23 protein-coding genes, 1 pseudogene and 1 other annotated feature are annotated in these 23,904 nt (G+C 63.7%); of the genes and pseudogenes, 10 read left to right on the top strand and 14 right to left on the bottom strand.

What is annotated here, in order from left to right; all coding sequences use genetic code 11:
- Positions 1-112: 112 nt before the first annotated feature.
- Complete coding sequence (locus tag BFL28_RS04250) at positions 113-589, bottom strand: phosphoribosyltransferase-like protein (protein WP_069319373.1); 477 nt, start codon at positions 587-589, stop codon at positions 113-115.
- Between the two features lie 487 nt (positions 590-1,076).
- On the opposite strand from BFL28_RS04250, the pseudogene BFL28_RS04255 reads away from it, so the two are divergent.
- Together BFL28_RS04255 and BFL28_RS04260 are read left to right on the top strand one after the other, a co-directional pair.
- Positions 1,077-1,226, top strand: a pseudogene (locus BFL28_RS04255) (transposase domain-containing protein); the annotation flags it as partial.
- Positions 1,223-1,825: a plasmid pRiA4b ORF-3 family protein gene (locus BFL28_RS04260; protein ID WP_069319375.1), complete on the top strand. Its 603-nt coding sequence runs from the start codon at positions 1,223-1,225 to the stop codon at positions 1,823-1,825. The pseudogene BFL28_RS04255 and the gene BFL28_RS04260, both read left to right, overlap by 4 nt.
- 190 nt (positions 1,826-2,015) lie before the next feature.
- Here BFL28_RS04260 and BFL28_RS04265 read toward each other — a convergent pair whose 3' ends face one another.
- The 4 genes from BFL28_RS04265 to BFL28_RS04280 are packed head-to-tail and all read right to left on the bottom strand — an operon-like array spanning position 2,016 to position 4,915.
- Positions 2,016-2,507, bottom strand: coding sequence for a Ros/MucR family transcriptional regulator (locus BFL28_RS04265; protein WP_069319427.1), 492 nt, complete (start codon positions 2,505-2,507; stop codon positions 2,016-2,018).
- A 26-nt stretch (positions 2,508-2,533) separates the two neighbouring features.
- Positions 2,534-2,839, bottom strand: a complete 306-nt coding sequence (locus BFL28_RS04270; protein ID WP_131818591.1) for a hypothetical protein — start codon at positions 2,837-2,839, stop codon at positions 2,534-2,536.
- A gap of 16 nt (positions 2,840-2,855) precedes the next feature.
- Entirely contained in the window at positions 2,856-3,977 is a 1,122-nt protein-coding gene (locus BFL28_RS04275) for a DNA cytosine methyltransferase (RefSeq protein ID WP_158011622.1), read from the bottom strand.
- Between the two features lie 8 nt (positions 3,978-3,985).
- Positions 3,986-4,915 carry a hypothetical protein gene (locus BFL28_RS04280; RefSeq protein WP_069319378.1) on the bottom strand — a complete coding sequence of 310 codons (930 nt, stop codon included), beginning with the start codon at positions 4,913-4,915 and terminating at the stop codon, positions 3,986-3,988.
- Between the two features lie 259 nt (positions 4,916-5,174).
- Positions 5,175-5,230 (top strand) — a sequence feature (sul1 is cis-regulatory element that is thought to sense ions involved in sulfur or methionine metabolism; They are found in Alphaproteobacteria).
- A gap of 56 nt (positions 5,231-5,286) precedes the next feature.
- Between BFL28_RS04280 and BFL28_RS04285 the strand changes: the two genes are divergently transcribed.
- Entirely contained in the window at positions 5,287-6,783 is a 1,497-nt protein-coding gene (locus tag BFL28_RS04285) for a SulP family inorganic anion transporter (RefSeq protein ID WP_069319379.1), read from the top strand.
- Between the two features lie 47 nt (positions 6,784-6,830).
- Here BFL28_RS04285 and BFL28_RS21045 read toward each other — a convergent pair whose 3' ends face one another.
- From BFL28_RS21045 to BFL28_RS04295, 4 genes are all read right to left on the bottom strand, one after another.
- Complete coding sequence (locus BFL28_RS21045; RefSeq protein WP_173655671.1) at positions 6,831-7,052, bottom strand: hypothetical protein; 222 nt, start codon at positions 7,050-7,052, stop codon at positions 6,831-6,833.
- Between the two features lie 107 nt (positions 7,053-7,159).
- Complete coding sequence (locus BFL28_RS04290; RefSeq protein ID WP_069319380.1) at positions 7,160-7,357, bottom strand: hypothetical protein; 198 nt, start codon at positions 7,355-7,357, stop codon at positions 7,160-7,162.
- 65 nt (positions 7,358-7,422) lie between these two features.
- Positions 7,423-7,551: a hypothetical protein gene (locus tag BFL28_RS21660; RefSeq protein WP_277620988.1), complete on the bottom strand. Its 129-nt coding sequence runs from the start codon at positions 7,549-7,551 to the stop codon at positions 7,423-7,425.
- A gap of 135 nt (positions 7,552-7,686) precedes the next feature.
- Entirely contained in the window at positions 7,687-8,439 is a 753-nt protein-coding gene (locus BFL28_RS04295) for a glutaredoxin family protein (protein ID WP_069319428.1), read from the bottom strand.
- A 73-nt stretch (positions 8,440-8,512) separates the two neighbouring features.
- Here BFL28_RS04295 and BFL28_RS04300 point away from each other — a divergent pair, with 73 nt between their 5' ends.
- The 3 genes from BFL28_RS04300 (at position 8,513) to BFL28_RS04310 (ending at position 10,849) form a co-directional block, all read left to right on the top strand.
- Positions 8,513-8,956 carry a MerR family transcriptional regulator gene (locus BFL28_RS04300; protein ID WP_069319381.1) on the top strand — a complete coding sequence of 148 codons (444 nt, stop codon included), beginning with the start codon at positions 8,513-8,515 and terminating at the stop codon, positions 8,954-8,956.
- A 943-nt stretch (positions 8,957-9,899) separates the two neighbouring features.
- Complete coding sequence (locus BFL28_RS04305; RefSeq protein WP_069319382.1) at positions 9,900-10,409, top strand: hemerythrin domain-containing protein; 510 nt, start codon at positions 9,900-9,902, stop codon at positions 10,407-10,409.
- Positions 10,410-10,486: 77 nt separating this feature from the next.
- Positions 10,487-10,849 carry a hypothetical protein gene (locus BFL28_RS04310; RefSeq protein WP_069319383.1) on the top strand — a complete coding sequence of 121 codons (363 nt, stop codon included), beginning with the start codon at positions 10,487-10,489 and terminating at the stop codon, positions 10,847-10,849.
- A gap of 26 nt (positions 10,850-10,875) precedes the next feature.
- On the opposite strand, the gene BFL28_RS04315 is transcribed toward BFL28_RS04310, so the two are convergent.
- Positions 10,876-13,992 (bottom strand): TRCF domain-containing protein, encoded by a 3,117-nt coding sequence (locus BFL28_RS04315; protein WP_069319384.1) that lies wholly within the window; start codon positions 13,990-13,992, stop codon positions 10,876-10,878.
- On the bottom strand, positions 13,989-14,570 hold the full coding sequence (locus BFL28_RS04320) for a PRC-barrel domain containing protein (protein ID WP_439571039.1): 582 nt from the start codon (positions 14,568-14,570) through the stop codon (positions 13,989-13,991). Before BFL28_RS04320 ends, BFL28_RS04315 begins: the two co-directional genes overlap by 4 nt.
- Positions 14,571-15,058: 488 nt before the next feature.
- On the opposite strand from BFL28_RS04320, the gene BFL28_RS20655 reads away from it, so the two are divergent.
- The 4 genes from BFL28_RS20655 to BFL28_RS04345 all read left to right on the top strand — a co-directional run bounded on the left by BFL28_RS20655 (position 15,059) and on the right by BFL28_RS04345 (position 18,047).
- On the top strand, positions 15,059-15,961 hold the full coding sequence (locus tag BFL28_RS20655; protein ID WP_131818592.1) for a hypothetical protein: 903 nt from the start codon (positions 15,059-15,061) through the stop codon (positions 15,959-15,961).
- Between the two features lie 56 nt (positions 15,962-16,017).
- On the top strand, positions 16,018-16,377 hold the full coding sequence (locus tag BFL28_RS04335) for a GIY-YIG nuclease family protein (protein WP_069319387.1): 360 nt from the start codon (positions 16,018-16,020) through the stop codon (positions 16,375-16,377).
- Between the two features lie 153 nt (positions 16,378-16,530).
- Complete coding sequence (locus tag BFL28_RS04340) at positions 16,531-16,743, top strand: hypothetical protein (protein ID WP_069319388.1); 213 nt, start codon at positions 16,531-16,533, stop codon at positions 16,741-16,743.
- 152 nt (positions 16,744-16,895) lie between these two features.
- On the top strand, positions 16,896-18,047 hold the full coding sequence (locus tag BFL28_RS04345) for an App1 family protein (RefSeq protein ID WP_173655673.1): 1,152 nt from the start codon (positions 16,896-16,898) through the stop codon (positions 18,045-18,047).
- A 53-nt stretch (positions 18,048-18,100) separates the two neighbouring features.
- On the opposite strand, the gene BFL28_RS04350 is transcribed toward BFL28_RS04345, so the two are convergent.
- From BFL28_RS04350 to BFL28_RS04360, 3 genes are read right to left on the bottom strand one after another with little or no spacing between them, the layout of a single operon-like run.
- A complete protein-coding gene (locus BFL28_RS04350) occupies positions 18,101-21,358 on the bottom strand; it encodes an error-prone DNA polymerase (protein WP_069319390.1) in 3,258 nt (1,085 codons plus the stop codon).
- Positions 21,358-23,166, bottom strand: coding sequence for a DUF6504 family protein (locus tag BFL28_RS04355; RefSeq protein WP_119184536.1), 1,809 nt, complete (start codon positions 23,164-23,166; stop codon positions 21,358-21,360). The genes BFL28_RS04350 and BFL28_RS04355 overlap by 1 nt, the downstream gene beginning before the upstream one ends.
- Positions 23,084-23,860: an ImuA family protein gene (locus tag BFL28_RS04360; protein ID WP_173655676.1), complete on the bottom strand. Its 777-nt coding sequence runs from the start codon at positions 23,858-23,860 to the stop codon at positions 23,084-23,086. The genes BFL28_RS04355 and BFL28_RS04360 overlap by 83 nt, the downstream gene beginning before the upstream one ends.
- Positions 23,861-23,904: the final 44 nt, after the last annotated feature.

Raw genomic sequence — 23,904 nt, forward strand, 5'->3', positions numbered from 1 at the left:
ATCGCCAGGGTCGCCGGCGACTGGCCCGCCACCCGCTGGGACGAGCTGATGCCGTGGAACTGGGTGCCCCAGACAGATCAGCCAACAGCCCAAGCCGCATAAACTGCGGTCCTCACGCCACGCTTACGACGAATACGACCGGCCCGGAGAAGCCGTCGGCGAGCATCGCGACGACCTCGCGCGGTTCTTTTAGCTGGTCCTGATCGATGCCTACCGCCTGCCGCGCTTTCCTCGCGAACAGCCACCCGCTGTCGGAAGGGTTGGGAGTCTCGCCTTGCACGATCGTGATCAGCGCGCTGTTGCAGAAGGTGCGCCAGCGATCACAGACCTCGTCGAACTTCGGCCACGCTTCGCCGAACAGAGCATTGGACAGGTTCTGGAACGCCGATCGGAAGAGCTGGTCGACGAGATGGTCCGTAAGGAACGTGAACCTGCTCAGCATGACCAGCGCGAAAGGTCGCTCGTCGGCGGAGAAGTTCGACAGCCAGCCCTCTGGGTCGATCTTGGTCTGCTCCCATGCATTGAAGTCGATTAGCCGGCCGCAGGCCTCAAGTACGCTAAATTCGTCAGGAAAGACCTCAGCCGTCATGCCCACGAACCTAGCGGAAAAATGCGACGGGGTAAGCCGAGTTTCGACGTGACGACCATGTCCAATATATCAGTTTGCTCAAATGCCTCGTTGGCTAGCGGCCAACGGGACGAAAACGTCTGCGCTTGCCGAATGCACACCGACCTAGCTCAGTCGATGAACGAACGGCAGGTTCCGGGCAAGCTACACGAACGACCAGACGACCGGAATTAGGGCGCTTTGCTGCTTTGCCTCTAACTTCGCGGTTGCCGGATGGCGATGAGATCCATCGGGAAGATGAGGCCTACCGGAACGCCGGCAACTGAGATCCTCGCGCCGTTCGTTCCCACGACAGAATTTGCTTCGGTGATTGGCGCACCTTTCGATCAACGCTCGAGTAGCTTCGCCGTAAGCATTCGGTGAGGGCCGCGGCCGCGGCGTCATGTCGGGCGCGGCAGTCTCGGTTGCGGGAACGGCGCTTTCCGTCTCGAGCTCTACTGCCTACACCGTCTTCCAGACCTGTAAGGCCAACGGCGTCGACCCGCAGGCCTATATCGCCGATGTCATCGTCAAGGTCGCCAACAACTGGCCCGCCAGCCGCTGGGACGAACTCATGCCGTGGAATTGGTCTCGCGAACCTGCCAGACTCGCGGCATGAACGCCGAAATCGTCGCCCGCCTGCACATCGTCCTGAACAACATCGAACCTGTCATCTGGCGCCGGGTCGACGTGCCGGTCACCGCCAGCCTCAAGATGCTCCACGACATCGTCCAGGCCGCGATGGGTTGGGAGAACTGTCATCTCTGGCACTTCGAGGCCGGCGACCGGCGCTACGGCTTGCCGGATCTGGTTTGGCCGGAGAGCGGCATGACCGCCGCGAAGAGCGTGAAGCTCGCCGCCCTCGTCGACCGCGACGTGCGAGAACTCGTCTACACCTACGACATGGGTGACGACTGGCGGCACACCATCACCGTCGAGACTGTCGGCCCCGGCGAGCCCGACATCAAATATCCGCGCTTCGTCGCCGGTGAGCGGCGCTGTCCGCCCGAGGACGTCGGCGGCTTGCCCGGATACGAGATGTTCCTCGAAGCCATGGCCGATCCCGCCCACGAGGATCACGACCGCCTGCGTGAATGGTATGGCGGCGCTTACAACCCCGATGATATCGGCGAACGCTTCACCCGGCGCGCCGTCGCCGCCATCGCCATCCGCCGCCATACCGGCAAGCTCGCCTACCAGAAGAGCCGGCCAGAATAGCAAGACGGCCTACCGGCCATGCTTACCGCCAGATCACCGACCGCCACCCTGTATTGCGGCAGCAACGGTCCAGTCTCGATGCCAAGATGAATTGTCGAATCGAAGCATCAGCCCGATTGGATAACTCAACCAATGACACGCGCGGTCCCGGAGGTCTGGAGGTCCCGAGATGGTTGTGACAGCTCCGTCGTCACGCCTCGGGCGGAGTTGTCTTCTTTGCCCTGCGTGGTGCCTTTGCAGCCGGCTTGCTCTCAACCTTCTGTCCCGGTTTGCGGCCCAATCCGATCTTCTTGGCCATCTCGCGACGCTGCTCGGAATAGGCGGGCGCGGTCATCGGATAAGTTGCGGGCAGATTATACCGAGCGCGATACTGGTCCGCGGTAAGGCCATGGGTGCCCAGATGACGAGTCAATGTCCGGTACGGACGTCCGTCGATCATCGAGATGATGTGCTCCCGACTGGCGAGACTCTTGCGAGCAGTCACCGCCGGCGTAAACTCTGGCGCAGCAGCCGTCTCAGCTTCAGCCGAACCCGGTGCAGCAAGCTCACCAACTGTCTTGTGCATTGCGGTCATGAACGCGACTGCGTCTTCGGTAGAGGACCGAGTGTTGTTGTTGGCCAGCCAGGCTGCGGTAAGTTCAGCTGCAAGCTCAACTGCGCTGAGGCTGGTTTCGTCGCTCATGATCGTCTCCATCAGATTTGGACCTCTCAATAGAGACATATCGGCCAATAACAATGATCGTCCGCGAGCAGTGCTTGACCTTCGTTGTGACCGGACCACAAGGTCCGCCTCACGAGAGCCTCTCCACGATCAATTAGATTGGCAGCCTGGCGCTTCGCCAGTCCCGGGTTGTTCCCGGTCTTCCCGACCGTCCGGCAAAACAAAGCAGGTGTGAGCTTACGCCCGAACACCGCCTTGCAGCTCATGATGGCCGCCGGGTCACCCGCCAGGTCACCGACCCGAACAGGTTGGGCACCATCGGCCAGCGCGCGATCCTCAACGTTGATCGCCATCAGCCGGCCAAAGCGGTCAGTCCCCGCGCAGAGCAACCTTGCCCAGCGAAGCGCCACGCATCCGCGCCTCTCGCAGCGCCTTGCGCTCCTTGTCCGTCATGCTGTTGGCTTCGGGGCGGGTCGCAGGATCGCCGGCGCATGCCGCCGGATCGAGCGTCCACCCAAGCTGGGCAGCCAGACACTCGGCAAAGGCCTTCGCCATCGGCGGCGGCACCGCATTGCCGACCTGGCGATATTGCTGCAGCCGTGGAATCCGGTCAGGCCAGCGGAAATCGTCGGAAAAGCCCTGGATCCGTGCGCTTTCGCGCACCGTGATGACCCGGTGATGCTTGTAGTGGACCGGTCGTAGCGGCGAGAAGTTTCCCGACCCAGCGCGCAGCGTATAGGAGGGGCGCTCGGGATGAAGACGGTCATGGAATGATCCGCGCTCGCGCTTGCCCGGCTGCAACGTGCTCAACCGCGCGACCATGTCGGCGGAATGGACCGTCGGCTCATGATTATAGATGCCCGTTTCGCCAAACTCGCCAGCGTCAGGCAGATCCGCGATTGCACTCGCCGACGAGCGATAGGGTGTTTGGTCGGTACCGTGAGTCGCCTCGGGGAACCGCGGCGGTACCTTCCCCTTGATCCCAAGCATCACCAGGCGCTTGCGATTCTGGGGCACGCCAAAATCCGCCGCCGATACGATGCGGTGATCGACGGCATAGCCTAAAGCGCGAAGCGCGGCCTGCGTTTCCTCCAGGAAGGCACCTTCCGAAATCGCTGCCAGATTCGGCACATTCTCGAGTAGGAACGCGTTCGGCTTCAACTCGCCGACGAGGCGGATGAAATGCCCGATCAGGTCCGCGCGGATGTCCCGCTTGCCTTGTCGCTTCCCCGCGATCGAGAAGGGCTGGCAGGGAGGACCGCCGATCAGAACATCGATCTTTTTGCATTGAGCCTTCGCAAGCAATTCGGCGCCGGAGGCGACGCTCAGATCGGCGATGAAACCGGTGCTGCCGCGATATTCATGATTGTAATTATACGCATCGACCGCCCGCGCATCGAGTTCGAAGCCGGCGGCGATATGCAGCCCGGCATCGAGAAATCCAGTCGAAAGCCCGCCGCATCCGGCGAAAAGTTCAATCCCTGTCGGCATGGTCCGGCTCATTGTTTAGGTACATTGGTTGCGCGGATCATCGCGAGCTGCGCCTCGGAGGTGTTGATCGCGTAGCTTGCCGAGCGGATGATCCGCAGATCGCCGGGCCGCTCAGCGATGTTGAATTCCATGAGGTGGACCGCTGATTGGTAATCCACCTTGAGCGCCAGGGGCCTGACTTTCAGACCTGGAAAATAATGCGCGGCGTATTGGATCATGTTGAAGATCTGCACCCGATTGAGCTCGTCGGATACAGCTTTCGCCTCAATCGGGAAGACGACCGGAACATCATCGTCGCCTGAGGCGATACCGACGTCAATCGCATCGAGCTCCGCCTGTCCGATCCCCGGCACGCTCTTTCGCACATGACTGCGCAAGCGGTAGATCTTCATGCCTGTGAAATGATCAAGCAGCTGGCAGTAGCCGACTACGGAGAGCAGCGCCTGCTCGTCCATTTCCGCCATCGTCTCAGGAAGCAGCCGCCGCACTGGCATTGGCGTCTGGTCGATCGCCGGCACGAGTTCGCTGACGGGGACCTCCATGATCCCGCTCGAGGCCTTCTCGAATTGATAGCGACCGCGGCCGACCGCCCGCAGGACATGGAAGCCCTTGGCCAGGATTTCCTCCGGCAGCTTGGTGCGCGAACGCATGCGGTAGATGACATCGGCAGGATTGCGCGATGAAATGGCATCTGGATTGTCCGACACCGCCCGCACTGCTTCGACCGCCGTGCGAACGTCGTCGAGCGAAAAGACAACCGTAGCAGCGCCGGGACGCCAGCGGTCCTGGAACAGCTTCAGGATGACCGGAACATAGACTTTTGAATTTCGCCCATGGCCCTGCAGGCTTTTCGCTCGAGGACTGGCCACGACCGCATCGGCCTTGGACGCTCGCCGTCGCCGGGGGGCACTGTCATCAAGGTCCAACTCGTCGCTCATGCGCACCCGCTATCATGATCAGAACATCTATGGAACATCTCTTCGCCGCTACGTCGCTTTTGGCGAATCGTGGGTTACGGGTATAAGTTGCGTGCTGCTATATAGTCGCGCCAAATCCCCCCTGCCCTCCAACCCTGCATGCGCGTCCGGCAGTTGCGGATTAATCATTTGCGGGCGGAGTGCAGGCAGCCTCGAAGGCACCCCTATATGGGCCGGCCATTGCCCGTTTCATTGGGAGTTGATATGGCGCTCGCATTCGCAAGGACCCGGTGAAATTCCGGGTGGCTATTCCGGCCGCCGATCCGCCGGACAACAACACGCACCAACCCTGTGCGCCCCAAGTGCGCTCTGTGCCCTGTTGTGGATCACCAATGACATTCGATGTTTCTGTTTACCGCCGCCAGTGGTTCACTGACGCCATTACGGCGCGCCGGGACATATTGGCCGGCATCGTCGTCGCGCTTGCGCTCATTCCCGAAGCGATCGGCTTTTCAATCATTGCCGGCGTTGACCCACGGGTCGGCCTGTACGCCTCGGTCGCCATCGCGCTGACGATCGCATTTATTGGCGGGAGGCCAGGCATGATCTCGGCCGCGACGGCAGCGGTCGCCATATTGGTCGTGCCACTCGTGCTCGATCATGGCGTCGAGTATCTGTTCGCCGCTACGATCCTGATGGGTCTCATTCAGATCGCGGCCGGGTTGCTGCGGCTCGATCTCGTCATGCAGTTCGTCTCGCGGTCGGTCATCACCGGCTTCGTTAACGCGCTCGCCATCCTGATCTTCATGGCCCAGCTGCCGCAGCTTACCAATGTTGGCTGGGAGACCTATGCCATGGTCGCTGGTGGCCTGGCGATCATCTACGGTTTCCCCCGCATTACCAAAGCGATCCCCTCGCCGCTGGTGGCGATCCTGATCTTGAGCGCGATCAGCATCGCTCTCGGCCTGCCTGTCAACACGGTCGGCGACATCGGCAAGCTGCCCGAAGCGCTGCCCAGCTTCGCGCTGCCCCAGGTGCCGCTGACGCTCGACACGCTGCAGATCATCCTTCCCTATTCACTGACGATGGCGGCGGTCGGTCTGCTTGAATCCCTGCTGACCGCGCAGATCGTCGATGACATGACCGACACCGATAGTAACAAGCGTCGGGAATGCGCTGGCCAGGGCGGTTCGAACATCGTGTCGGCACTGTTTGGCGGCATGGGCGGCTGCGCCATGATCGGCCAATCGGTCATCAACGTCACGTCAGGTGGCCGCAGCCGACTGTCGACCTTCGTCGCTGGCGGGTTCCTGCTTTTCCTGCTTGTCGTCCTGGGTCCCTATGTCGGGCGCGTGCCGATGCCCGCGCTGGTTGCCGTCATGATCATGGTGTCGATCGGCACGTTCAGCTGGAACTCGATCTCGAACCTTCGTCGCCACCCACTGACCTCGTCCGTGGTGATGATAACGACCGTCGTGGTCGTGGTGGCGACTCACGATCTGTCCTTGGGCGTGCTCGCCGGCGTGCTGCTCTCGGGCATCTTCTTCGCCGGCAAGGTCCAGCGCATGTTTTCAGTCGAGCGCGAAGCGTCGGTCGATGGCGTGCAGGCGACTTATCGCGTTACCGGCGAGATCTTCTTCGCGTCGGTCGATCGGTTCACGCGCGTGTTTCAGGCCGAGGACAGCGCGAGCCGAGTCCTGATCGACGTGACCGCAGCGCACTTCTGGGACATCTCGGGCGTTGGCGCGCTGGACAAGATCGTCGCGCGCTTGAGACGCGATGGCCGCGATGTCGATGTGATTGGTTATAACCGAGCAAGCGCCGACATCGTCGATCGCTTCGCACTCCATGATAAGACAGGCGTCGAGATGGGGCTGGCCCCGCACTGAGCGGAACTCGCGGGTAATCCGATAGGCCACCCAGTCGGCGAGCGTGGTCAAGTCGTTGGGGGGAAGCCTATAGGTCTCTCGCACGACGATGTCGTTGGTGGCGGCGCGCCGATCGGACAACCCTTCAGGCAATGAAAGGTGTGCAGCTCCGCCTGGCGCGACTGTGCTAAGCTTGGCGAAATCGCCAACACTTCGGCAAGCGCCACCGCATTGAAGATCGTCGGATACCATTGCGGCTGGCCTGCGTTCATTTCATGCTTGCTCTTCATTCGTTGAAGGTTGGGCTGAGGCCTGGAAAACAGCGAAATCAGTCTCGCAAACTATGCCTCACGGCGCAGAACCATCCCACCCGGCAGAGTCTCAGCCAATGGAGCCATCAATGAACTGCCCCGCCCGGGCTCATTGCTTCAAGCTGGCGGATGCGATCGAGGATGCGGAGGAAGGTCCGATGCCCCTCCATCTGGCCCTCGGCCAGTAATTCGTCCGCGCGTTGTGACGCGACATACCACGCGTGCGCCCCATGCTGCCGCACCAGCTGGTGCGTGCAAGCCCAGATCTCGCGTTCTTCGATCATGAGTGAGGATACCGCCTGATCCTCACCCTGCCCAGCCCCGGCATTCGTCGGCGCCGCTTCTGCAGTTAAAGCGTGTCGATGAGCCACCGCACGAACCCAAGCGCGCCGGCCATGAACGAGCCAAGCAAGAGGATCGCGATCAAAGCATATTCCAGAGCCTGCACCCGTGCGCGCCAGTCAGGTCTCTTGCTCATTACCGACGCCAACCAAAGCGGAGCGATGAAGGGAAGAAAATTCGGCGTGGCGCATGGGCTTTTGGGCAATGTCCTTGGACGAACTCAGTAACAACCTGGACCTATATGTATCGTACGTACGACGCTTCAGATCAGCTAAAACGCCGCCGCTGCCATCCAGGCCGCCATCGCGACCATCATCAGGTTCTCCGTCAGCGAAACGAAGCCGAGCGGCACGTTGCTGGCCCCACCCACGCAAGCACATTTCAGTTCGCGCCTGTCGACATAGACGGCCTTCACTACGGACGCCGCGCCAATCGTGCCGATGAACAGCGCGATCGTCACAGAAAGCCAGGTTAGCGCGCCGGCGATCATCAGCACGCCCGCAAGCCCCTCGGCAAAGGGATAGACATAGGAATATGGCACCCAGCGCTTTGCCAGCAGGTCATAGTTGAGGAACATCGTCGCAAAGCTCTCGACATTCTGAAGCTTCAGCAGTGCCAGCACCGTCATGCTGAACCCGATGAACCATTCCGCCGCGCGCAGCGTGAACGGGGTGCCATGAACGGCATGACTCGCCGCGAGCGCCATCAGCGCAGTCATGGCGAACAAGGCGGCGATCGGCTTGTAGCTCGTCGCCTTCGGATCTGCGACGACCTTGCCGAAATGACGCCGAAGGTCGTCATAACCGCCGATCCGCTTGCCCTCGATGAAGATCTGCGGCGTCGTCGTTACGCGATGTTCAGTCTTGAACGCGTCGGTTTCCGGGCGCGTAAGAAGCCAATGATCCTCGACCGCATAGCCTTGCCGGCGCAGCAGGTCACGAGCCTTAAGGCCGTAGGGACAGACATGCGTGTCCATCACCATGCGATAAAGAACGGCGCGGCGGGGTTCGGCAGGTAAGGTCATTGCAGCAGCTTTCGACTGGAATTCATCAGGCTGCAGCCCATATAGGCGCTGTACCATGGTACGGAGTCAAGCGATGTCCCGATTGACGATTGCCCGGCTGGCGCGCGCGGGCGGCGTGGGTGTCGAAACAATTCGCTATTATCAGCGGCGCGGGCTGCTGAAGATCCCGGCCGGGCCCACCGGCGCCGGACAGGCGGGTCACATCCGGCGCTATGGCGAGGAGGATGTCCACCGCCTTCGCTTCATCCGATCAGGTCAGGCGGCAGGCTTCACGCTCGAGCAGATCGCAGAGCTGCTTGCTTTGGACGCGACCAACGACCGCACGCGCGCACGCGAACTTGCCGTCGAACGCATCGCTGCGCTCGACACCAAGATTGCCGAACTGGAGAAAGCGCGCACATCCCTGCGCCGGCTGGCGAGGGAATGTGGAAGCGGCGCGACGGGTCCCTGCCCGATCATCACCTCGTTCGAAACTCCTGAAAGCGCGACGCTGACCGCCTCCAAGTCTTTGCCCTAGCGTCTGTGGTCATCCGGCCTGCTTCGAAGTCGGTCAGCAATTGTAGAAGCGCCGGACCAGCCGCATCGGCATAATGCTGGGGCAATTCCATCCAGCCTTTGTATCGCTGGCTCCGAATATAGGCCCGAACAGGTGTCGCGCTGCGCCTCGAGTGAATTGAGCTCTCGACCGAGCCCCTCTTCACTGCTCTTGCGCGTGTCGATGACACATCGGCGGACGGCGGCGGTATCGAGACCTGCATCGCGTGTCTCCACTGGTGCCTGCCGCCTTACGCCTGCTCCGCCGCCCGCCGATGCGCGTTCCCGCGACGCGTTCAACGCGCGCGACGGATGGACCAGATCAAGGTGGAAATGCTGCTGATCAGGGCTGCAGCGCCCATCAGAATATAGGCCGTGGTCATGCTTGCTCCATTCACTGGAGCTAATCCACGTTCACTTTACGTTCCAACATTGCAAGAGCTTTTCTGGCTGAGAGCGCCAGTTGCCCCCGGGGCGCTCGCTCGTGCCCCCATCACCAGACTATTGCAGTGGAAGCGCGAACTTTGTGATCAGGTGGATGCGATCTTCGATAGTGCGCATTCCGCGGGAAAGCCGTGGTGGCAGATGCGCTCGCCCGGTCCGATCGCAAGCCCTGAAGAACCGAGATGTCGCATGGGAGGGTGATTCCCGATTACAATTGCTGATGGCAAACCGTGACCGGCGCGGTGGCGCCGTACAGGCGTTCGGCACATCGACGCGTGTCCTGGCCCTTGCTGCAATTGCGCTCTCCATGCTTGCACTGCCCCGGTAGACCCGCCGGTCGCCGCCGCTTGGACGGCCAAGCCTGGCGCTGCGGCGGAAGATGACGGCAGCCAAGATCGCGGTGCTAACGACTCGCAGCTGGCTTCATAGCGGAACGAACGCAGCCAACCCTTGGTTCTATTTGGCAATCAGGGAGATCAATCATGGCCAACACCAAACAAGACGCCGTCGCGCTGCTCAAAGCCGATCATCGCACCGTCGAAGACCTGTTCGAGCAGTTCGAAAGCGCAAGGGGCGAGGGCAAGAAGCAGAAGATTGCGCTGCAGATCTGCATGGAGCTGACGATCCATGCCAAGATCGAAGAGGAGATCTTCTATCCGGCATGCGAGGGGAAGATCGAAGAGGACCTGCTCAAGGAAGCCTATGTCGAGCATGACGGCGCCAAGGTGCTGATCGCCGACATCGAAGCGGGCACGCCTTCCGACGAATTCTACGACGCCAAGGTCAAGGTATTGTCCGAGCAGATCGAGCATCATGTCGAAGAGGAGGAAAAGCGCATGGAGGGCATGTTCGCCCAGGCGCGCAAGGCCGGTCTCGACATGGACGAGCTGGGCGAGCGGCTGCTGGCGCGCAAGACCGAGCTCGAGGCGGAATACAAGGCTTCGGGCCTGCCCAAGCCCGAACTGACCACGCTAGACCAGGCATCGATCTGAGCGCGGCCATATACTGGGTCGACGGCTGGAAGCTGGGCCAATCGCTATGGGCCAATGCGGCGACTTATGGCGAAACCATGCTGGCAACCTGCCATGTCATGGGCAGCCGCAGCCAAACGATCGATACCGCAATGCGTAACCCGCTACAGGGCGATTATCGCGAACTCGGCAAGATGGTGCCAGAGAAGGTGGCCGCGTTCGGCAAGGCCGGGTCCGTGATGGCGAATGATTGGACCGCAATTCACGGCGAGATGCTGGATCAAGGCCGCGACCTCATGAGCGCCTTGTTCAGCTGGCCGCCCAATGCCGCGAGAATGGCGCGCATCGCGGATCGAGGCTCGCGCCTGGCGCTCGAGATGAGCCTGGCCGGCGGGCGCGCCATGGCGCCGGTCCATGCCGCGGTGACCGCCAACGATCGCCGGTTGCGCCGCCGCCACTGACGGCGCGCCGACGTCTCATCGAACGGTCAATCAGCGAGCGCTTCGAGCAGCGCCAGCACCCGTGCGGCGCGCGTTTCCACCTGCGTCATTTCGCCCAGCAGCAGCCGGTCGCCCTTTAAGGTCAGCCCGGCAGCCGTGGCATCGGCGCTGAAGCCGGCGCGCGGAGTCAATGCGATGGCGGCGTCCCCGGCGTCGATCCGGGCAATCTCCAGCGCGCGCGCTGCCGTCCGAATCCGCGCTTGCAGCAGCAATGCTTCGGCTTCAGGAGGCAGCGGGCCGAACCGGTCGACCAGCTCCTCTTCGAACGCATCGAGTCCGGCTTCAGCCTCAAGCCGCGCCAGCCGGACATAGAGTGACAATCGGGTGTCCATCTCCGGAATCCAGTCGGGCGGCAGCATGCCGGACACGCCGATATTGAGCTCGGGCGTCCAATATTCGACCGCTTCCCCGCGCGCGCGGCGAAGCGCCTGACTTAGCAGATGCTGGTAGAGATCGGTCCCGATCAGCTTCATGTGCCCGGCTTGCGTTTCGCCCAGCAGGTCGCCGCCGCCGCGCATATCCAGGTCCTGCGCGCTGATCTCGAACCCCGCGCCCAGGCGGTCGAAGGCGGCCAGCGTCCGCAAGCGCTTGAGTGTGCGCTCGCCGATCGCGTCCTGCGCCTGCGTCAGCAGGAGCACCTGCCCACGCCGGTTGCCACGCCCGACGCGGCCGCGCAGCTGGTGAAGCTGCGCCAGACCAAAACGGTCGGCGCGCCAGACGATCATCGTGTTGGCGCGCGGCACGTCCAGCCCCGCCTCGATAATGTTGGTCGCGAGCAGGATGTCGCCGTCGCCAGCGGCAAAGCCGACCATGGCCGCATCGATATCGGCCGCCGGCATTTTGCCATGCGCTTCGACGAGCTTGAGGTCCGGCGCGACCCGGCGCAGTTTCTCGGCACCCGGGGCCATGTCCTCGACCCGCGGCACGACGACGAAGCTCTGCCCGCCCCGCCCCTTTTCACGCAGCAAGGCGGTGCGGATGCGCGCATCATCATATTGGTCGAGGCTGGTGCGGATCGGCTGGCGGCGCGCGGGCGGCGTCGCTATGGTCGACATCTGTTGCAGCCCGATCAGCGCCATCTGCAGCGTGCGCGGAATGGGTGTTGCGCTCAGCGCCAGCAGGTGCGTCTCGCCACCGCCGCGCAGCCGTGCCTTGTCGGCCGCGCCGAACCTTTGCTCCTCGTCGATCACGACCAGGCCGAGCTTCGCATAGCGCACGTCCTTGGCCATGATCGCGCCCGTCCCGACCACGATGCCGATCGTGCCATCGGCAACGCCAGCCTTCACCGCCTTCTTCTCGGCCGCGCTCGATAATCGTGACAGGCCCGCCACCTCAATCCCCGATGTTTCGAAGCGGCGGCGAAAACTCTCGAGATGCTGGCGGACCAGCACCGTGGTGGGAGCGGCGATCGCGACTTGCCAGCCCGCCAGCGCAGCGAGTGCCGCAGCGCGCAACGCGACCTCGGTCTTGCCATAGCCGACATCGCCGACCACCAGCCGGTCCATCGGCTTGCCGCTGGCAAGATCGGCACGCACGGCGTGGATCGCGCGCGCCTGATCGGCGGTTTCGTTGAACGCGAACCCGTTGGCGAAGCGTTCATAGGCGGCGGGATCGGGGTCGAGCACCGGCGCCTCGAGCTTTGCGCGCGCCGCAGAAAGTTCGGTCAGCGCAGCCGCGCTTTCGCCAATCGCCGCATCGATCACGCCCCGCCGCTTCTCCCAGGATGCGCCGTCCAGCCGGTCGAAGGTCACCGCGTCGGCGCCCGCGCCATAGCGCCAGATGCGACCGGCCGCGTCCACGGCGACGAGGCGGCGCGCGCCGCCGGCGAATTCAAGCGCGATCATCTCGCCCGGCCCGCCGCCGCCCGCCGGCACCGGCTCCAGCCCGGCGACCTGCGCAACGCCGTGATCTTCATGCACGACAACGTCGCCAAGCCGGATCTCCTCAACGGCGCGCAGCGGATCGGTGGCAAGCGTCGGCGCATCGCCGGTCACCGCGCGGCTGCCCAACAGATCGGCGGCCGCGACGACGACGTGGGACACGTCCACGAACCCAGCATCCACCGGCAATTCGATGCTGCCGGCCGCACCGGCTGCCAGGCTCGTCACTGCGGCAAAGCCGTCAAGCTCACCAAACTCGACCTTCAGCCGCTTGGCGATGCGCGGCCGCAGAAAGCGCAAGTCGCGCGCGCTGCCAGCCAGGACCAGCGCACGGCCCTCGCCCAGGAGCGGCTGCGCGAAGCGAACGAACGCCGGCATCGGTCCGCGGCGCTCGGCGAAGTTCGGCACGTCTTGCGGCGGATCGCCGAAGGCTTCGATCCGCCAGCCGCGCTGCGCCGCAGCCCATGCGTCGTCGTCGATCGCGTCGATCGCCGACTTGGCGAGCGCAGCGGTGTCGCTTGCCAGTTGCACGAAGCGTTGCCGGCGCTTCTCCGCCTTGTCGGACAAGGCGAGCACGGCTGGCGGCAGGTGCGACAGGATCGGCACCGGATCGGCGATCTCAGGTTCCGCCGCACGGCCGATCTCAAGCATCTCCACCTCAGCGACGCTGCGCTGGGTGACAGGATCATAGGCGCGGATCGCGGTGATCCTGCCCTCGGCAATCTCAATCCGCGCCGGAAGGCCAGCGTCCGCCGGAAAGATGTCGATCACCTCGCCGCGCACCGCCATCTCGCCGGGTTCGTCGATGCGATCGTCGGCAAAATAGCCAAGCGCCTCAAGCTGCGCGGCGAAGGTCGACAGGTCGATGGCATCGCCGACACTAAGGCCTGGCGGTGCGGCGTCGAACGCGCCGGGCGGCGGATAACGGCGCGCCGCCGCCTCGCCGCTCAGGATCACGGCGAGCGGTGCGCGCTTATCCGACTGCTGCGCCTGCCGCAGCGCGCGCAGCGCCGCGACTCGCCGACCGGCATTGGCGGGCGAGGCCGGCGCGGCATCGCCGGGCAAGGCATCGCTGGACGGCAAGAACAGGATGAGGCGATCGGGCAGCAGCGCGCGCACGGCTTCCGCCAGCGCCTCGGCCTGTTGTTCGTCATCGGCAAGGAAGACGACGTCTTCGCTCGTCAGCGTCTGCGCGATGCGGACCGCCGTCCAAGCGAGATTCATGCCTTCACCGCAGCCGGCGCAGCGGGCCAGTCGCCGTCCGTAAGCGGCGGCAGTGCTTCGAACGCGGCGCAGCCTGGCTTGAACGTCAGCCGATCGCAGGCGAAGCTCAGCTGCGCATAGGGCACGGCCCGCAACACTTCCGCGACGGCCGCGGTCCGTTGCGCGACGACGACATAGCTCACGGTGCCGGTTCCGCATTCCACCAACGCCTCGACCGCCTTGCCGATCGTCTCGCCCTGCGCATCGACCACGCTCGTGCCGGGGATCCCGGTGGCGGTGAACAGGCTCGGTACGGACGAACGCCGACTGGCTACCTCAGCGGATTTTCCTCCATCCTCATAGCCGCGCTGACGCCCGAGCCAGCGCCAGATGCCAACCACATTGACCAGTGTCAGGAAGAGGTTGGTCGCCAGCAAGTTGGTCTGGCCCGAACTCACGCCGATCCATGACCAGCACAGCGACCCAATCGTGAAGACGACAAAACCCCAACCGGTCACCCTCGCACCCAGATTGGCGGCGGTCATCATCGCGGCGATCACCGTGGCGATCGGCGCGATCCACCCTGCTACCTCGTTCAATTCCGACCCCTTTGTTCCAGCGAGCATCTCAGCAACGCGTCGCGTCCAAACATTCGTCAGAGCAATTGGATGCCAATCCATCACGCGACCACAGGCGTTCCGGCCGACCGCGACGGACACGAGCTGCCAGAGCCGGAGGCATTCAGCAGGCTTGCTTCGCAAGCATGCTCGAACGGCTGACATGATCGACGCGTTGCGCGCACGGCCAGCGCCCGCATCCTCGAACAATCGGGACGGGCAAACGACTTTGACGCGGCTTCAAGAAACCTGCTGCAAAGCTTTTCGTCATTCTGGGATTGATGGTGGCGGCATACTGGCGTCTCTCGCAACAGGCTTCCAGCGAGACACCGTCGACCGATAGTAAGGCAGCCATGACAGGGCCGAGAATCGCTCCGCCTGCTCAAGATTGCCCGGTTTAGCGCGGCCTGTGATTGAACCGCTTGCGCCATTCTCTTACTGCTCGATCAGTCATCGAAGGGACCGAGGCAATGCGGTTGGGTCTGATCACCACTGCGGCGGTGTTGTTGGCATCTTGCGGCAAACCACAGGATGCGACGGACATGCAGCCATCGCCCACGGCAATAGGCGCTTCCCCGTCACCTGCATCTTCGATTTCTGCGAAATCTGATAGCGGGTCGGACTCGACCGAGCGCTGGTCCCTACAGCCGACCGGCCAAGGGGCTGTACTAGCGCTGCTGGGAACCAACCGAAGTGCCGTTGTCCAACTGATCTGCTTCGGTGGCGAAGATCGGCTGCTGGTCAATGTCCCCGGCTTCCTTCCCATCGACAGCGAAGAAAGACTCTCCTTTGGCAGTGACGGCAATGCTGCCGTGCTCGTTGCCGACCCAGGTGGCGACACGCAGCATGGCGGTATAACCGGTGCTGGCACGGTGCCCGAAGACCTCGCCGCACTCGTCGCCAACCGTCTTTCGGCAAGCTATGGCGCGCAATCAAGCGGACCTCATCCTGCCCCGCCTCCGGCTCTGTCTCGCGCCTTCGTCGCCGCTTGCGGCAGGAAGCCGCTCGCATCGGCCCAGCCCAGCCCGCAGGCCCACGGAGCGGTTAGCGCCTGCTCGGTGCAGGACGGGAAATCTATTCGCGTGACGCCTCGAAGTGCCGTGGGCACCGAGCCTTTCTGGGCTGCCCGAATCGAGGGCCGCTGCATCGTCTACTCCCATCCCGAAGATCAAGACGGCACGCGGGTGTGGACGCGCTATGCTAAAAACCTGAAGCGCGAAACCTGGGCGGGCGCACTGGAAGGACAACCATTTGAGCTGAGGGCCTGGCCCGATCAAAGCTGCTCAGACGGCATGTCGGACAAACGCTATCCGCTTGCTGTCGAGTTGAAGGTTCGCGGAGAGCTGCGACGAGGCTGCGCCAAGGCCTTGTGATGTTCAAGGTCCAAGATCGTGCGACAAGTAGATGATACCACGGCGCGCAGGCCGACATGAGAGAGCCTGAGTGGCTTGCCAAGGCTGAGCAGATCGCACGATGCTTTCGTGCAACGACGAAGAACCAGCGAGGTGCGCTCCATTCGGTGTACGTTGTCCTGCTTCACGATCCTGCCAAGGCAGGCCGTTGGGGCCTATATGTAGGGCAGACCTCGCGCGACCCGGACTGGCGCTTCGATCAGCATAAAACCGGATACAAGGCGAGTGGCGCAGTGAAGCGGTTCGGCGTTCGCTTGCTGCCGCACCTGGTAGATCATCTAAATCCCATGATGCAGTGGGAGTCGCTCGAGATCGAAGCGGCACTCGCGAACGCGTTGCACGATGGCGGCGTGGCGTGGGTGGAGGGCGGGCACTAAGCTGCGCGCTGCACAAGGCCTCGACAAGCGGCCACACGGTTACGCCTCTCCTGGCTACCTCTTCGAGAATCAGGCAGCATTTTCGACCGTCACCCGCGCAACCAATCACGCGAGGATAGGTTTGGCCGGAAAGTCGAGACAGGAGCATAAACCATGGCCAAGGTGTTGTCGCAGTTCGTTATCACCCCGAACGGCACGGGCGAATACATCCTCAACCTTGAGGATGACGACGGCGAGGCAGTCGAATTCGTGGCCAGCTATGAGCAGCTCGATCTGATCGCCGAAGCCTTGCAGGAGCAACTCGACGGCGACGAGGAAAACGTTCTTGCCGTCGATGACGAAAGCGACCTTGTCGATAGGGCGTAACCGCCGACCTTTAGTCGAAACAGGCCTTCACAGCATCAGTCGAGAGCAGCGGAATAAAGTCGCGTCTCGGTCGCCTGGGAGCAGTTCGCCGCTACACTCTGCATGAACATCGCGGCCTTTCAGCTCCCGGGCCGCTGCCGGGGTCGATGTACGTGTCTCAGGAACCCGGCAGCCACTTCGCCGTTCGCTCCTCAATGGTCCGTTCGTCGCTCAACAAACTTCTCCGCTCCACTATCGCGGACCTTGAACGCGACATCGACACGATCAGCGATATTTTGGACGGCCGAGACAGCCGTGACGACAAGGTCCGGCTGTTGGCCTATGCCGGCTATCGCAGCGCCGCGGCTGTCCGCCTGAAGGGCCGCATCGTCCGCTATGCCAAGCCGCTCGATGCAGGCGAAGGTTTGCTCACGCGGATGCGGGCGATGCTGGCCATCTACAATAGCCAGGAAGTGCCTGGGGTATCCGTGCGCATAGAGGGCTATGGTCAAGCGCATGACGTGGTCACCGACGAGGAAGGCTATTTTCACCTCGAGATGGCGATTGATCAGTCGCTTCCTGCAACGACGCAGTGGGAGCAGGTGGCGATGTCAGTTCCAGACGGCGAGACGGAGCAGGCGATCGTGCAGGTCCCGGTCATGGCACCAGGGAGCGACCAGCATTGGGGGATCATCTCCGATATCGACGACACGGTGGTCGAGACTGGCGCAACTAACTTCGTGAAGAACTGGCGGCGCGTGCTGGTCGAGCGGCCGCAGGAGCGGCTGGCGGTGCCGGGTGCAGCTTCGCTCTACAAGATGATCGCGCGCGACCATGTCGCCCCTGCCCGACCCTTCTTCTACGTCTCGTCGTCACCCTGGAACCTCTACGGATTCATCACCGAGTTCCTCGAGCTGAACTCGATCCCGCACGGCCCGATGTTCCTGAAGGACTATGGCATCGATTCCAACAAGCTGATCGACAGTGGCCATGACGAGCACAAGCTTGCCGCCATCGAGACGATCCTCGCTTTCTACCCCGAGTTCCGCTTCCTGCTGATAGGCGACAATGGCCAGCGTGACGTCACCATCTATGCCAAGGCCGTCAAAGATTATGGCACGCGGGTAGCAGGCGTGTTCATTCGCGATGTCGATGGTTCCTGTCGCTCGGGGCCAGAGGGTGACTTGCTTGCCTCGATCGAAGCGCGCGGCGTACCGACCTTCTGCGGCGCCGGGTTCGACGACGCACTCACGGTGGTGAAATCACTGGACCTTGATCGGCCGCTTGAGGCGGCGCGTGCCGTGGTTGCGCCAGCGAAGGCTTGAGCTAACGAAGTGATCGCGCGGAGCTCGAACGGGTAAGGCGGCCGCTGGTCGGTTTAATGAAAATCGTGGCTGCGCACCTTGATCATCTCGCTGCTGCCCTTCTCCTCAGGCGAGACCGGATAATACAAATCACGCGACCTCCAGCCCGGATCACCGCGGTCTGGTGCGCCGGGATGCGTTGCCCCGTCGCCCGCCCCAAAACTCAGCGGGAAGTCCATCCGCCCGACGGAGCGCAGCATCTCGTCGCGATCGATCACCCGGTCGATCACGACATGGATCACCTGCCCTTCCTTCTGCACCCGCCCGCGCAAGCTCACCATGGAAGCGGACATGACGGTGCGGCGCTGCTTCTCGAAGCGATCGGGCCAGAGAATGCCGTTGGCGACCCCGGTCTCATCCTCAATGGTGATGAACAACACGCCACGTGCTGAGCCCGGCCGCTGTCGCACCAGGATTACGCCAGCGACCTCGACATGCCTGCCATCGCGGATGGCTACCAGATCCGCGCACCGGACTACCCCTTCCCTCACCAGTGACTGGCGCAGGAACTGCAACGGATGCGCCCGCAGCGAGAGCTGTAACGAGCGATAATCCTCGACCACCTCGCGCCCGTCGGACAACGGCTGGAGTGTGACCACCGGCTCAAGCCCTTCAGGCGAGAACCCACCCTCGCGCGCATCGGCAGCAGCGAACAGCGGCAGTGGGACCTCGCCCAACCCCTTGACCTTCCACAGCCCCTGGCGGCGATCGGCGCCAAGGCAATGGAACGCATCAGCCTCCGCGAGGCGCTCGATCGCTGCACGCTGCGCGCCAGCGCGCCGCCACACCTCCTCGACGCTCTCGTACGGTAGGTCGCCACGGGCCACAGCGATCGCCGCGCCATGGACATTCGCAAGTCCCCTCACCTGCCTAAACCCCAGACGCACTGCGAGATAGCGCCCGCCTGTTTCCTCAAGCGTGCAGTCCCAATGGCTGTGATTGATCGAGACCGGTCGCACCTCCACGCCATGCTCGCGCGCGTCGCGCACGATCTGCGCCGGCGCATAAAAGCCCATCGGCTGGGCGTTGAGCAGCGCAGCACAGAACACATCTGGGTGGTGATGCTTCATCCAGCACGACGCATAGGCAATCTTGGCGAACGAGGCGGCGTGGCTTTCGGGAAAGCCGTAGCTGCCGAACCCTTCGATCTGCTTGAAGGTACGCTCGGCAAATTCTTGCGGGTAGCCTCGTGCAACCATGCCGCCGACCAGCTTGTCGTAGAAATGGCTGACGCCGCCGGTCAGCTTGAACGTTGCCATCGCGCGGCGCAGCTGATCGGCTTCTGCCGGCGTAAACCCTGCGCCTACAATGGCGACCTTCATCGCCTGCTCCTGGAACAGCGGCACGCCGAGCGTCTTCTCGAGCACGGCGCGAAGCTCGGGCCGTGGATATTCAGGTTGTTCCTTGCCCTCGCGTCGCCGCAGATAAGGATGAACCATGTCGCCCTGGATTGGGCCGGGTCGCACGATCGCGACCTCGATCACAAGATCGTAGAAGCGCACCGGCTTCATGCGCGGTAGCATCGACATCTGCGCGCGGCTCTCGATCTGAAACACCCCCAGCGTATCCGCCTTTTGGATCATCTTGTAGACCTCAGGATCATCGTCCTGCAGGTCCGCCATAGTGACCTTGATGCCCTTCTCCTGCTCGAGCAGATTGAAGGCGCGGTTCATGCAGCCAAGCATGCCAAGCCCCAGCACATCGACCTTCATGAACTGCAGCCGGTCGATATCGTCCTTGTCCCATTCGATGATCTGCCGGTTTTCCATTCGCGCAGGCTCGATCGGCACGAGATCGTCGAGCCGGTCCTGCGTCAGCACGAACCCGCCGGGGTGTTGCGACAAATGTCGTGGCGCGCCGATAAGTTGGCGAGCAAGGCGCAGCGTCAGTTTGAGGCGGTGATCCTGCGCATTGAGGCGAAGCGTCTCGATCTGCTCGTCGGAAATTCCGTCCATCGACCAACCCCACACGAGCCCCGTCAGCATCTTGGTGAGGTCGCGCGGCAGGCCCAGCGCCTTGCCGACCTCGGCGACGGCACCCCGCGTACGGTAGCGAGTGACCACCGCCGTCAACGCGGCGTGCTCGCGGCCATAAGTGTCATAAATCCACTGGATGATCTCTTCGCGCCGCTCGTGCTCGAAATCGACATCGATATCTGGCGGCTCCTTGCGCTCGCCGCTCACGAACCGCTCGAACAGCAACTCGTGCTGGATCGGGTCGATCGAGGTGATACCGAGCAGGAAGCATACGCAGCTGTTGGCTGCCGAGCCACGCCCCTGGCACAGAATGCCGCGGCGGCGGCTCTCGGCGACGATCGCGCGAACCGTCAGGAAGTATGGCGCATAGCCAAGCTGGTCAATGAGCCTCAGCTCGTGTTCGATCTGATCGGCATAGGGTTTGGGCACGCCCTCCGGCCATTTGGCAGCAGCCGCTTCGTAGGTAAGTTCCGCGAGCGCTTCCTGCGCGGTCTTGCCCGCCATCACCTGCTCGTACGGATACTGGTAGCGGATCTGGCCAAGGTTGAACTGGCATTGCACAGCGATGTCAGCGCTCGCCTGGATTGCATCCGGGAAGGCCGCGAACCTTCGCTCCATCTCGGCCGGGCTTTTGAGATGCCGGTCCATGAACCGCTCGCGTTGATATCCCAACGCATCGACCGTGGTGTTGAGCCGGATCGCGGTCACCACGTCCTGCAGCGGACGAGCCTCGGGGGTGTGATAGAGGACGTCGCCCGTCGCCACCGCCCGAACGCCAGCAGCAACAGCCATGGCATTGAGCGCGTGCAATCGCAGCTGGTCATTGGGTCGCCGCCGATATGACAGCGCGCAATGGCTAAGGGCGCCGAACGCCGCGGCAAGATCGTCCAGTTGTGCCGCGGTGGTCGCATCAGCCTCGTCCGGCAGCAGGATCGCGATCTGCCCCTCGGCATGATTGGCGATCTCCGACCAGTTGAGCAGGCACCGCCCCTTCCCACCCCGTGCCTTGCCGATCGATAGCATGCGGGTAAGCCGCGACCAGGCAGGGCGGTCCGTGGGGTAGAGCAGCAGCGCCCGACCATCGATCGTCTCGACCCGCGCACCCGGGATCATGCGCACGCCGGTCGCCTTCTCGCCGTCCCATCCACGCACGACGCCCGCGACGCTGTTCCAGTCGGCAAGGCCGAGCGCCGAGTGACCACTCAGCTGAGCGGCGGCGAACAGCTCCTCGGGCGAGCTCGCGCCGCGCAGGAACGAGAAGTGGCTGGTGACCTGCAGCTCGACATAGCTGGCCATCAGCCGAACAGCCCATGGAGGTACCAGGAGAGGTCGCCGGTCTCAGGCTCGACGCCATCGCCGCGCCGGAACAGCCAGAAGCGCTCGCCGCCTTCGACCTCGACCCGGAAATAGTCGCGCACCGCCCAGAGCTCGGCATCACGTCGCCACCACTCACCATGGATGCGCTCGGGCCCGTCACCCGCGACCACCTGATAAGGTTTGCCGCGCCAGGTGAATCGACGCGGCGCATGATCGGGCAATAGGGCGACGACGTGAGTGAGCCGCTCCGGGCGGGACAGCATGCGCACGGGCCGCTGCCACTTTGGCCAACCGCTCGGTGCGGCCAGCGCTGCGATCCGGCGCACGGCACGTTCCGGCACGTCGCTCTCCTCGCACGCCATGCGGAATACGCCCGCCTCCCCGGCTCGCCCGGCCAGCTGATCGATGGCCGGTGCGAGGTCGACGCCACGACCCTCTTCAGCCAGCAGGCCGGCGGCGGATATCGCGCCGAGCGGTTCGCTTTGCGTGACCGTCAGCCGCATCTCCTCGATACCCAGTCCAGGGTCGATGCGATCCATCCTGAGCGCGAACATGCGGCCAAGATGGCGAGCGTCACGCGTCGCACGGGAGGCGCCGATCGCGATCCGCTGGCGCTGGGCATCGACGCGAACTGCCGTCAGCACCGCGCTGCGCACGCCCAGACCGCGTTGCTGCAATAGCGGCACGAGATCTTCGATCAAATCGGCAATCACCTGTGCAATGCTCTCCGCCGTACCGACTGGCTCGAGCAGACGTCGCGTTACCTCAGGCACCTCAAACGGCACCACCGGCACGAGCGGCTCAGGCGCACGCCCGAGCGCCTGGTCAAGCCGCGTCACGGTGGAGAGGCCAAGCCGTCGCGCAAGCGGACCGCGCGGCATGGTGTAGAGGTCACCGATCCGTTCCAGCCCGAACCGGGCGGCAGCCACCAGCGCGGAAGGTTCGAGCCGCAACGCTGCGATTGGCAGCGCAGCCAGCCGCTCCGCCTCGCGGCCTGAGGGGAGTAACGTGATTCTCCCGCCCCCATAGCGTGCGAGCGCGTGCGACGCGCCCAGCGTGCCTGACACCGCCAAATTGGCGTTGAACCCGAGCCGCCCGAGGAACCGCAGCAGCTTGCGGCAGAAGCGTTCTTCGCCGCCAAACAGATGCGACGTGCCGGTAAGGTCGAGCCATAAGCCATTGTCGTCGCTGACGCTCGCGCCCGGCGTCCAGTGCCGCACGGCGTGCAGCGCCAGCCGCGCTAGCCAGGCACGGTCCGCATCTCGCTGCGCATCTCGAACATCAAGATCGCCGACCAGAGCGCGGGCATGTGCGGCCGCCATGCCGGGCACGAGGCCCAGCGATTTCGCCAGCGGACAGGCCGAAGTGATCACCTCGCGCTGGCCGATGCGCTCGATCAGCACGGTCGGGCGATCGGCCGGCCGGGCAGCGGCCATGCGCAGCGCAACGTTGCCCGGCGAGCCCTCATCGGGCCGCATTGCCTTGAACGGGTGCTCGGCGGCTTCCGAGCGCCGGCCCATCTCGCGCATCGGCGGCTGCTGGTGTGCCGGCAGCCTTGCGATGCGCTCAGCAAGCTCGGCCTTCTCCAGCGCCCCGTCGCGTGCCCAGCGCGCGCCCGGCCGCCACCCGCCGCCGCGCGGCACCGAGCAAGCACCAGGATCATCGTCAATCGGCTGGGGCAACGCCGCTCGCGCGGCGCTCGGCTCAGGCTGCCTGGTTGGCCGCTCTATCTGCCGCAATCGCTCGATCGGAAGCTGCGGCAGGTAGAGCGAGGCGACCCGTGTCATCGCAAGCCTCGACAATAAGAGAGAATGGATTGCCACCACGCTGGCGCGCGAGCTCGACGGACCAACACGCCCGGCCCACCCCGGCATGGGGAAGCCTTACGGATGGGACGCAGCCGATCCGCCAGCGCGTCATCGCGGTCGAGAGCTGATCGAGCGGATCACGCGCGGTCTTACGCCAGCGACGCAGCAAGAACATCGGGGTCGCGCCATCACAGGCGGCAAGCTGGAGCCGGCGGGTCGCGGTTTGGTCGGCAACCTTCACCTCGGCGATCACTGCCGCAAAGCTGCCGTCGCGCAACGCGTCCTCGGCCAGCGCCAACGCCATTACATCGTCACGCGCCTCGGCATAGAGCAGGCGGTCTGGCCCCAGCCCCGCTTGCTCAAGGCCTGGCGCGTAGAGGTCCAGCCGCGTGAGCGCCCAAACCGCTGTACCGCCCGGCTGCTCAGCAAATCGCGCCGCGATGCCGGCGACGAACAATGTGGCTGCGGCATCATCACCAAGCGTCGGCGAGCCCGCACTGACCTCATGGAGCGCGGCACCATCAAGTCCGCCGCCCGCCAACCGATCGTCGAGCGTCTCAATGCCAAATGGCAGCGCCTCGGCACGCCGGGATGAAGGCGCGTCGACCTGGGCGCGCAGCTGCGCGAGCAGGCGCGAACGATCGGTATCAGCAAGGGCGGTGGCGGCAAGCATCAGGAACAACGACTCAAATGTTCCTATAATGTTCCGCCTTGCCG

The organism is Sphingomonas turrisvirgatae, from assembly GCF_001721295.1.
GTDB lineage: Bacteria > Pseudomonadota > Alphaproteobacteria > Sphingomonadales > Sphingomonadaceae > Sphingomonas > Sphingomonas turrisvirgatae.